Source organism: Stappia sp. TSB10P1A (assembly GCF_900185725.1).
GTDB lineage: Bacteria > Pseudomonadota > Alphaproteobacteria > Rhizobiales > Stappiaceae > Stappia.
In genome coordinates this window covers 37,877-47,163 of sequence record NZ_FYAU01000030.1, presented here as the reverse complement: position 1 = coordinate 47,163, position 9,287 = coordinate 37,877, and the positions used below count along the sequence as shown (strand labels likewise).

Here is a 9,287-nt window from a genome sequence, read left to right as displayed (position 1 = left end):
TGATTGGTTGCCAGAGCGGTTGCGGGAGCCCCTTAACTCCTCCCCGCGTCATCCCGCACGAAGCGTGAGCCAGATGCGGGATCGGAGAGCCGAGGGCCTGTGAGGTGCGCTCCCCGGACGCCCCTTGAGCGCCGGGGCTCCCCGGTCCCGGATCTTCGGCCTGCGGCCTCGTCCGGGAAGACGCGGGGAGAGGCTGGAGCGCATGAGCCAGGCTGCCCCGTCGGCTCGCCTCGCGCCTGCTGAGGGCGCCAGTGGTTCCCGGTTCTGCGCTGCGCCTTGCCCGGGATGACGCCGGGAGAGGTATGCGCAAAGTCGTCCGTCACCGTAGCGTCCGGGTTTGACGGGCGGAGAGGGTGGCTGGCCCCGTCGGCCCGCCTCGCGCCCGCTGAGGTCGCCAATGGGTCCCGGCTCTGCGCTTGCGCGCGGCCGGGACGACGTCCTGAGAGGGAGGAACGGCCTTGCATCCCCTCGACCGTCACGCCGGGCAAGCGAAGCGCGACCCGGGGTCTATTGGTTGCCAGAGCGGATGTGAGATGCGCAAACCTCTCTCCTCGTCATCCCGCACGAAGCGCAGCGAAGATGCGGGATCGGAGAGCCGAGGGCGCTGGCGGCAGCACGCCCGAACAACACCACAACCGCCGGGGCTCCCCGGTCCCGGATCTTCGGCCTTCGGCCTCGTCCGGGAAGACGCGGGGAGAGGTTTGCGCAAGGGATGACGCCGGGAGAGGTATGCGCAAGGGAGGACGACGGCGGGCCTGCGGAAGATGCCGGGAAAAGGGGAGCCGGGAAAAGGGAAGGACAAAAACGAACGCCCACCGGTGGGAGGAGGTACCGGTGGGCGTCGTTTTGGGTGGCCGGTGAGGGAGGAGGAACACCGGCCGGTACGGGAGCGAAGCGTGGGAGGAGGATCGCTTGCTCCGTTGGTTGAGATATGGGGGAGTCGCGCCCCTGTTTAAAGAGACGATGTTGCATATCAGCCCTGCTTTTTGTGCAGAGCAGCATAAAATTTTGAAAGTTGATTTTTTTCAATAGCTTAAAAGAAAACGCCGCCCCCGAAGGGACGGCGTCTTCCGTTTGCGGTGCCCCCGCGAGGGCTGTGCGTCGTCTCAGCGGGTGTGGCTGCGGGCGATGAAATCGATATCGCCGCGGCCGATTCCCAGATCGCTGAGCTCGCGATTGGACAGGCGGGACAGCTCGTCATAGGTGCGACGGTACTGCTGCCAGGAATTGTACTTGCGAACGAGGGTGTTGAACATGATGTCGGTCCTGATGTCGGGGCTGGCGCCGGGGGGCCGGGGTGGCGCGGATTGGGCGCCAGCATCCCGAACCGCCGCACTGCGGCGAAGCCGGTGTTTCGTTGGGGTTGCGCCCGCCCGCCGGTCGGGAGGAGGGTACCGGCGGGCGGCGCGTTCGACTGACGGGTCCGGGAGGAGAAGACCCGCCGGTTCGAGATGGGATCAGCCGATCACCGCGCGGCGAGCGACGGTCGGGATCTCGCCACGCGAGATGCCGAGATCGTCAAGCTCGCGCGGGGTCAGGCGCGACAGCTCCGTGACGGTGCTGTGATAGGCCCGCCAGTTGCGGTATTTGCGAGCGAGGGTCGTGAACATGTCGAACTCCGTGATCTTTTTCTTATTGCTCCCGAAGCGGCCGCTCTTCGCTCATTTTTTGCGCTGCGTCATCGTTCGGTGACACTGATATGGGCTGCGTCGCGCCGTTTGTGAGGCGCTATTTTCGCATGCCCGGATTGCGGCTTTCGCCGAGGTCGCACACCCAGCGGGCATGCCCAAGAAAAAAGCGACGCCCGCCGGTGGGAGGAGGTACCGGCGGGCGTCGCAATGTCCGAACGGGATTGGGAGGAGGATATCCCGTCGGCAACACGTCAGGAGACAGGGGAGGAGGTCTATCTCCTTGAACGTGAACTGTTAACGGCTGGCGTTCCGGGCGATGAAGGGAATGTCGCCGCGGGCGATGCCGAGATCGTTGAGCTCGCGGGTGGTCAGCCGCGACAGCTCGGAAACGGTGGTCTGGTAGGTCCGCCAGTTGCGGTATTTGCGAGCGAGAGTGTCGAACATGGCAACCTCATATGCACGACATGTGGGAGTTGGCTGCCTGGGTCATTCCTCGTCAGCGCTCCGATCCGATGACCAGAAGGTAGTTTTTTCAGGTGCCGAAAAAAAGCGCAGATAGTGCACAGCAGCTATGCAGATTGTGCATCGCAAAATAGTTGCGCGCGCGCTCGTTATGCCGGCGACTCGGAAGAGCCGCCGGAGCGGGCGGAAAGGGCGCGCGGTTGACCGCGCGGCAGGGGAGAGCTAAGAGCCGAACCCCTGAGCCAATGCCATCTTTCACCGGGTTTCAGCCAAGGCCATGCGCGTCGACGATTTCGACTTCGAGCTGCCGCCGGAGCGCATCGCACTGCGCCCGGCCCGTCCGCGCGATGCCGCGCGCCTGCTGGTGGTGCGCCCGAACGGCGCGCCGCTGCCGGGCGAGGTGCTGGAGGATCGGGGCGTGCGCGACCTGCCGATGCTGCTGGAGCCGGGCGACGCGCTGGTCTTCAACGACACGCGGGTGATCCCGGCGCAGCTCGAGGGCACGCGCACGCGCGGCGAGGCGGTGGCGCGGATCGGCGCGACGCTGCACCTGCGCGCCGGAGGCGACCGCTGGTGGGCCTTCGTGCGCCCGGCCAAGAAGCTGATCATCGGCGACCGGGTACGGTTCGGCGGAGAAGGCAAGGCCTGCCTGCTCGGCACGCTGGACGCGACCGTCGCGGACAAGCGCGAGAGCGGCGAGGTGCTGCTCGCCTTCGACCTCGCCGGCCCGATGCTGGACGAGGCGATCGCCGCCGTCGGCCATATCCCGCTGCCGCCCTATATCGCGACCAAGCGCGGCGAGGACGAACAGGACCGGCAGGACTACCAGACGATCTTCGCGGAAAAGGACGGGGCCGTCGCCGCGCCGACCGCCGGCCTCCATTTCACCGACGATCTGCTGGCGGCGCTCGACGCGCGCGGCATCGAGCGGCACCGGGTGACACTGCATGTGGGGGCGGGCACGTTCCTGCCCGTCAAGGCGGACGACACCGACGAGCACCACATGCATGCCGAATGGGGCGAGGTGAGCGCGGAAACGGTCGCGGCGCTGCGCGCCGTGCGGGCACGCGGCAACAGGGTCGTCGCCGTCGGCACCACCTCGCTGCGCATCCTGGAAAGCGCGGCGCAGGGCGAGGAGGGGCTGGCGCCCTTTGCCGGCGAAACATCGATCTTCATCACGCCGGGCTACCGGTTCCGCGCCATCGACGCGTTGATGACCAATTTCCACCTGCCGCGCTCGACCCTGTTCATGCTGGTGTCGGCGCTGTCGGGCCTTGAGACGATGCGCAAGGCCTATGCCCATGCCATCGCCACCGGCTATCGCTTCTATTCCTATGGCGACGCCTCGCTGCTCTTCCCCAAGGATCCTGCATGACCGCGCCGTTTTCCTTCCGCCTCCTTGCAACCGACGGCATGGCCCGGCGCGGCGAGATCGTCACGCCGCACGGACGGGTCGCAACGCCGGCCTTCATGCCGGTGGGCACGCAGGCGACCGTCAAGGCGATGTATCCGGACCAGGTGCGGGAGCTCGGCGCCGACGTGGTGCTGGGCAACACCTATCACCTGATGCTGCGGCCGGGCGCCGAGCGCATCGCCCGGCTCGGCGGGCTGCACCGCTTCATGAACTGGCCGCACACGATCCTGACCGACTCGGGCGGTTTCCAGGTGATGTCGCTGGCGCAGTTGCGCAAGTTGACCGAGGACGGCGTCACCTTCCAGAGCCATATCGACGGCTCGCGCCATGTGATGACGCCGGAACGCTCGGTCGAGATCCAGCAGTTGCTCGGTTCCGACATCCAGATGCAGCTCGACGAATGCATCGCGCTGCCGGCGCCGCGCGAGGACGTGGAGCGGGCCATGCGCCTGTCGCTCCGCTGGGCGGAACGCTCGCGCGCGCAGTTCGAGACGATGGGCGGGCCGGGGCGCGGCCAGGCGCTCTACGGCATCGTCCAGGGCGGCGACGTGCCGGACCTGCGCATCGCGTCGGCTGAGGCGCTGGGGCAGATGCCGTTCGAGGGCTATTCGGTCGGCGGGCTGGCGGTCGGCGAGCCGCAGGAGGTGATGCTGGCGATGCTGGAGATCACCACCCCGGCGATGCCGGTGGACAAGCCGCGCTATCTGATGGGCGTCGGCACGCCGGAGGACATCCTGGAGAGCGTCGCGCGCGGCATCGACCAGTTCGACTGCGTGATGCCGACGCGGGCCGGCCGCCATGGCCTCGCCTATACCCGCTACGGCAAGGTGAACCTGAAGAATGCCCGCCATGCGGACGATCCGCGCCCGCTGGACGAGGCCTCGGACTGCCCGGCGGCGCGGGACTATTCGCGCGCCTATCTGCACCATCTGGTGAAGGCGGGCGAGGGGCTGGCCGCGATGCTGCTGACCTGGACCAATCTCGCCTATTACCAGACCTTGATGCGCGAGATGCGCGCGGCGATCGAGGAGGGCCGGTTCGAGGATTTCCGGGCGAAGACGCGCGAGGACTGGGCCCGCGGAGATCTGGCGCCGCGAGACTGACGGGCCTGCGCGCCGGCGGGCGCAACCGTCCCCGTGAAATCTTCCGCGCGCTTTACCATCCGTTCACGCGATCGGAGCTATCAGGCTGTATTCAATTGCTTATTCCCGAACCGGCGCTCCGTCCGGCCAGAGGATTTCCCGAATGCGTCACAAGCCGAAGGTGCGCGGCGAGCTTCGCTCGGCCCCCAGAGCCCCTTGTCGAATTCCCGCCATCATCGTCGACCGGGGCGTGTCGATCTCCTGCATGGTCGAGGATCTCAGCATCACCGGCTGCCGTGTGCGCCTCGCCGGCCAGCACATGCTCGCCGAGCGGTTTGCCTTCGAGTTTCCCCGGCGCGCCATCACGGTCGATGCGGAACTGGTCTGGATGCAGGGTGACGAGGCGGGCATCCGCTTCCTGCACAAGAAGGCGAGCGAGGCGCACGCGGTAGCCGGCAGGCCGCACGTTCCCCCGGTCGATACGTTCGATGAACGTGTCGAGATCGGTTAGAGCCGAGAAAGGAGCGCGGGCGTCGGCCAGCCGTCCGCCGGAATGCCGAGGCGCAGTTGCTCGGCCCGCACCGCCGCGCGGGTGCCGGCGCCGAGGATGCCGTCGATCTTGCCGACGTCATGGCCCCTTGCGGCAAGCTTTTCCTGCAACTGCTTCATCTGCGCGTCCGACAGGCCGGGGTCCGGATTGCCCGGATCGTAGCGGGGGGCGCCGGCGAGCCGCGTTGCCAGATAGGCGGCGGTCGTCGTGTAGATGAACGACTGGTTCCACTCCAGATAGACGCGGAAATTCGGGTAGGCGAGGAAGGCCGGGCCCTTGTGGCCCTGCGGCATCAGCAGCGCGGCGGGCAGGTTCGCCGCCGGCAGACGGCCCTGGCGGGCGGTGACGCCGGCGCTGGCCCATTCGCCGACGGTGGAGTCGAAGTTGAGGCCGGTCTTCTCCCAGGGCAGGCTGGCGGGCAGCTTGACCTCGGTCAGCCAGGGCTCGCCGGCGCGCCAGCCGAGGCTCTTGATGAAGCCGGCGGCGGTGAGGATCGTGTCCGGCGCACTGCCCTTGAGGTCGACATGGCCGTCGCCGTCGCCGTCCTTGCCGAAGCGGATGATGTCCGCAGGCAGCATCTGCACCTGGCCGATCTCGCCGGCCCAGGCGCCGGTGGTGCGGGCCGGGTCGAGGTCGCCATGGGCGACCATCTCGATGGCGGCGATGAGCTGCGGGCGGAAGAGCTGCGGCCGGCGGCAGTCATGGGCGAGCGTCGCCAGCGCGTTCACCGTGTTGAAATCACCCTGGACGGCGCCGAAATCGGTCTCCAGCGCCCAGAAGGCGGTGATCACCGGCGCCGGCACGCCGTAATCGGCCTCGGCCCTTGCGAAGATCGCGGCGTGCTTCTTCATGTTGGCGGCGCCGTGCTTCAGCCGGTAGTCGCTGACCGAACGCCTGGAGAAGGTGAGGAAATCCTGCTTGAAGACGCCTTGCGCGCGGTCGCGCGACAGCACCGTCCTGTCGATCTGCGCGCCGCCCAGCGTCTTGCGGATCGCCGCATCCGGCAGCCCCTTGGCGCGGGCTTCCTCGGCGACGCCGCTCAGAAACGCGCCGAAATCGCCGCCGCAGGGCGTGCCGGCCGCCGCCGGCGATGTGGCGAAGAGCGCAGCGAGGCAGGCGGCGGCAAGGGAGAGGCGAGGCAGGCGGCAGATCATCGGCGGGCCCTTTCGGCTGGACGAGTCGCCCCTGATCTTGCGGGAGGCGACCCTGCGGAAACAAGCCCGGCGCGGCAAAATTCCGCTCAGCCGGTACGCGAGCGTGGCTGCCGCTCGGCGAGATAGTCGACGGCGGCCTCGAAGGGCAGGGGGCGGCAGAACAGGAAGCCCTGGCCGAACTGGCAGCCGCGCTGGTGCAGGTAGCGGGCCTGCGCCCGCGTCTCGATGCCTTCCGCCACCACCATCAGGCCAAGGCCCGAGGCGATCGCCAGGAAGCCGTCGATGATCACCTCCGAGGAGCGGTCGCGGCCGATGCCTTCGACGAATTCGCGGTCGACCTTCAGCTCGTGGATGGTGAATTCGCGCAGGTGCTTGAACGAGCCGTAGCCGGTGCCGAAATCGTCCATCGAGATGCGGACGCCGAGGGCGGCCAGCATGTCGACATTGTCGCGGATCGTCTCCGCCGCGCGGGCGATGAACACGTCCTCGGTGATCTCCAGGGTGAGCAGCCGGGCGAGCTGCTGGTTCTCCATCACCAGCCGGCGCAGATCGTCCATGCCGCTGCGGGTCGCCAGCATGGATTCCTCCATGTTGAAGGAGATGCCGCGGCTGTCGAGGCCGAGCTCGGCAAAGCGCCGGAGATCCTCCACCACCTGCCGCGCGACCTTCATGGTGAAGTCGCCCTGCAGGCCGAACTCGTCGATCTTCGGCAGGAACTGGTCGGGCATCAGGAGCCCGCGCTGCGGATGGCGCCAGCGGGCGAGGGCCTCGAAACCGGCATGGGCATTGTCGGCGAGCGCGACCTTGGGTTGGTAATGCAGCACGAATTCGCCCTCGCGCAGCGCCCGCTCGACCTCCTCCCGCTCCTCCAGCCCGAAACGCTGCGGCGCCATCTGCGGCGAATAGATGGTGAAGGACGGCCGCTTCTCCTGTTTGGCGACATACATCGCCCGGTCCGCCGCCGCCATCAGCGCCTGCGGCCCGTAAGGAACCTCCCGGCTGCAGGCGACGCCGATGCTGGCGCCGACCCGGAGCTCGCGTCCGGCGTGGCGCACCGGCGTCACCGTCGCCTCCAGCACCCGCTTGGCGAACTGCTCGGGATCGCGGCTGCCTTCCCGCGAGACGATGGTGATGGCGAATTCGTCGCCGCCGAGCCGGGCGACCATGTCGCCGGGGCGCACCAGGGCGCGATAGCGCTGCGCCAGTTCCCGCAGCACCGTGTCGCCGGCCGCATGGCCATAGGCGTCGTTGATCGGCTTGAAACTGTCGAGGTCGATCAGCAGGAAGATGAGGTCGCCGTCGCTGCCGGCGGCGAGCGCCGCGCTGTCCATATAGGCGTCGAAGGCCTTGCGGTTGGCGACGCCGGTCAGCCCGTCATGGGCGGCGATGAATTCCAGTTCCGCCTGCTTCTGCTCGCGCTCGCGCGCCAGCTCGCGATTGCGCACCAGCGCCCGCTGGAGCTCCTGCACGGAGCCGGCGATGCTGCCGATCTCGTCGCGCCGCGCGGTGCAGGGCACCGGCGTCGACAGGTCGCCGCGCAGCAGCGCCTGGATGGCACGGACGAGACCGGTGATCGGCCGGGCAATGGCCCGCGAGGCGGCGATGCTGACCCCCACCACGACCAGCGCGGCGAACAGGGCGAGGATCAGGAAATGCCGGTTCAGCCGGTCGAAGGTGGCGCCGGCCTCGCTCATCGCCCTGCGGAACTGCTCGCTCGCCCGGTCGCCGATCGCCTGGGCATGGTGCTCGACCTCGGCATAGGTCTTGTGGCCGCCGCGGGTCGCCATCGCGCCGAGCGTGGCGTTGCGCAGGATCAGCAGCACCGCCTGCGAGGTGTTCTGGCGATAGGTGGCAAAGCCCCGCCGCAACTCCTCCGTCCCTTCGAGGCCGGCCCTGTCGAGCAGGGTAATGTCGATGGCCGCCCGCTCGAGCCCGTAATTGATCGCGCGCAGGGTCCCTTCGAGCTCGCCGCCGCGCACGCCGATCTCGCTCCACATCGACAGCTTGTAGAGATTTGCCTCGACGCTGGCCAGGTGATGGGACACTTCATGGGCGCGGTGCAGCACCGTCTCCAGCCGGGTGAGGTTGGCGACGATCGCCGCCCGCTGCTGGGTCAGCGCGTGCCAGGCGAGCATGACCATGACCGCAAGGGCGATCAGGGTCGCGAGCGGGGCCGCCATCACCTTGGCCAGGATCGGCCAGTTGGAGAAGCGGAGGCGGCCGGCCAGGCTATCCGGTCGGCGCATCTTCGAAAGCCCCCGCGCACAGGACGCGCTCGCCGTCCTCCAGCATGAAACAGGTGTGGAAGCCGATCGCCGACTTCGCAGTCTTCGGATGCGGGAAGAGCAGCAGGAACACCTTCTCGCCCGTTTCCAAAGCGGAGGCGACCGCAAGCTGCGTCCAGAACCGGCCCTCGATGTCGGTGATGTTGGAGACGTCGATGCCGACCAGCTCCGGATGGCCGGTGTCGAACCAACTGACGCCCGCGGTGGTGACGCCCCACAGGTGCAACCCGTTCGCCTCGCGCAGCCAGGGCGGATTGCGGAAATCCTCCAGGGCGGTTTCGAGACCGGCTTCGTCGATGTGCCGGCGCGCCAGTTCCGCCAGCTCCACCACATGGCTGCGCACCAGGTCGAGGTCGGCGCCGGCCGTGCGCGCGTGCAAGGCCTCGGCGGCGGCGACCGGCGACAGCGCCCCGTCGGCCTCGGCGAACGCGGCAGCAGGCAGGGCCGCCAGCAGGCTCAAGGCAACGGTCAGGGTTTGCACGGAACCAGTCATCCACTCCTCCAAACCGCTACTGAAACCGATACAACCGAGTCATGAAAGCGCCTTTAAGGCATGTTGTGAACTTTTTGCTACCAAGGTCGCGGACACGCAGTTGTGCCGGGTCCCGCAAGAGTTGCGAGGCTGCGGCCTGGGGCAACGAAACGCCGGCTGAGCCATTTTCGGGGAGGCGGAGGACCGCGCGCGACGGGCAGGGCATGCGCCGAGATC

General features: G+C 68.1%; 9 protein-coding genes. 3 read left to right on the top strand and 6 right to left on the bottom strand.

From position 1 onward, the window contains the following. Positions 1–1,106 precede the first annotated feature (1,106 nt). The 3 genes from TSB10P1A_RS16400 to TSB10P1A_RS16390 all read right to left on the bottom strand — a co-directional run bounded on the left by TSB10P1A_RS16400 (position 1,107) and on the right by TSB10P1A_RS16390 (position 2,075). Complete coding sequence (locus TSB10P1A_RS16400; protein ID WP_186389025.1) at positions 1,107–1,256, bottom strand: DUF1127 domain-containing protein; 150 nt, start codon at positions 1,254–1,256, stop codon at positions 1,107–1,109. Between the two features lie 201 nt (positions 1,257–1,457). Then, positions 1,458–1,610, bottom strand: a complete 153-nt coding sequence (locus TSB10P1A_RS16395; RefSeq protein ID WP_186389024.1) for a DUF1127 domain-containing protein — start codon at positions 1,608–1,610, stop codon at positions 1,458–1,460. Between the two features lie 315 nt (positions 1,611–1,925). Then, positions 1,926–2,075, bottom strand: coding sequence for a DUF1127 domain-containing protein (locus TSB10P1A_RS16390; RefSeq protein WP_186389023.1), 150 nt, complete (start codon positions 2,073–2,075; stop codon positions 1,926–1,928). Between the two features lie 295 nt (positions 2,076–2,370). On the opposite strand from TSB10P1A_RS16390, the gene queA reads away from it, so the two are divergent. From queA to TSB10P1A_RS16375, 3 genes are all read left to right on the top strand, one after another. Continuing rightward, positions 2,371–3,468: a tRNA preQ1(34) S-adenosylmethionine ribosyltransferase-isomerase QueA gene (gene queA / locus TSB10P1A_RS16385; RefSeq protein ID WP_186389022.1), complete on the top strand. Its 1,098-nt coding sequence runs from the start codon at positions 2,371–2,373 to the stop codon at positions 3,466–3,468. Beyond that, positions 3,465–4,610: a tRNA guanosine(34) transglycosylase Tgt gene (gene tgt, locus TSB10P1A_RS16380; protein ID WP_186389021.1), complete on the top strand. Its 1,146-nt coding sequence runs from the start codon at positions 3,465–3,467 to the stop codon at positions 4,608–4,610. The genes queA and tgt overlap by 4 nt, the downstream gene beginning before the upstream one ends. Positions 4,611–4,752: 142 nt before the next feature. Further along, on the top strand, positions 4,753–5,100 hold the full coding sequence (locus tag TSB10P1A_RS16375; protein WP_186389020.1) for a PilZ domain-containing protein: 348 nt from the start codon (positions 4,753–4,755) through the stop codon (positions 5,098–5,100). Here the strand turns inward: TSB10P1A_RS16375 and TSB10P1A_RS16370 are convergent. The 3 genes from TSB10P1A_RS16370 to TSB10P1A_RS16360 all read right to left on the bottom strand — a co-directional run bounded on the left by TSB10P1A_RS16370 (position 5,097) and on the right by TSB10P1A_RS16360 (position 9,071). Next, a complete protein-coding gene (locus TSB10P1A_RS16370) occupies positions 5,097–6,293 on the bottom strand; it encodes a lytic murein transglycosylase (RefSeq protein WP_186389019.1) in 1,197 nt (398 codons plus the stop codon). The two genes, TSB10P1A_RS16375 and TSB10P1A_RS16370, sit on opposite strands and share 4 nt — an antisense overlap. Before the next feature lie 86 nt (positions 6,294–6,379). Continuing rightward, positions 6,380–8,539: a bifunctional diguanylate cyclase/phosphodiesterase gene (locus tag TSB10P1A_RS16365; protein ID WP_186389018.1), complete on the bottom strand. Its 2,160-nt coding sequence runs from the start codon at positions 8,537–8,539 to the stop codon at positions 6,380–6,382. Next, positions 8,523–9,071 carry a hypothetical protein gene (locus TSB10P1A_RS16360; protein ID WP_186389017.1) on the bottom strand — a complete coding sequence of 183 codons (549 nt, stop codon included), beginning with the start codon at positions 9,069–9,071 and terminating at the stop codon, positions 8,523–8,525. Before TSB10P1A_RS16360 ends, TSB10P1A_RS16365 begins: the two co-directional genes overlap by 17 nt. Positions 9,072–9,287 lie beyond the last annotated feature (216 nt).

Excerpts from the sequence above, each read along its gene's own strand:
- TSB10P1A_RS16390 (WP_186389023.1), bottom strand. The coding sequence starts at position 2,075 with ATGTTCGACACTCTCGCTCGCAAATACCGCAACTGGCGGACCTACCAG.
- TSB10P1A_RS16400 (WP_186389025.1), bottom strand. The coding sequence starts at position 1,256 with ATGTTCAACACCCTCGTTCGCAAGTACAATTCCTGGCAGCAGTACCGT.
- queA (WP_186389022.1), top strand. The coding sequence starts at position 2,371 with ATGCGCGTCGACGATTTCGACTTCGAGCTGCCGCCGGAGCGCATCGCA.
- TSB10P1A_RS16365 (WP_186389018.1), bottom strand. The coding sequence starts at position 8,539 with ATGCGCCGACCGGATAGCCTGGCCGGCCGCCTCCGCTTCTCCAACTGG.
- tgt (WP_186389021.1), top strand. The coding sequence starts at position 3,465 with ATGACCGCGCCGTTTTCCTTCCGCCTCCTTGCAACCGACGGCATGGCC.
- TSB10P1A_RS16375 (WP_186389020.1), top strand. The coding sequence starts at position 4,753 with ATGCGTCACAAGCCGAAGGTGCGCGGCGAGCTTCGCTCGGCCCCCAGA.
- TSB10P1A_RS16360 (WP_186389017.1), bottom strand. The coding sequence starts at position 9,071 with ATGACTGGTTCCGTGCAAACCCTGACCGTTGCCTTGAGCCTGCTGGCG.
- TSB10P1A_RS16370 (WP_186389019.1), bottom strand. The coding sequence starts at position 6,293 with ATGATCTGCCGCCTGCCTCGCCTCTCCCTTGCCGCCGCCTGCCTCGCT.
- TSB10P1A_RS16395 (WP_186389024.1), bottom strand. The coding sequence starts at position 1,610 with ATGTTCACGACCCTCGCTCGCAAATACCGCAACTGGCGGGCCTATCAC.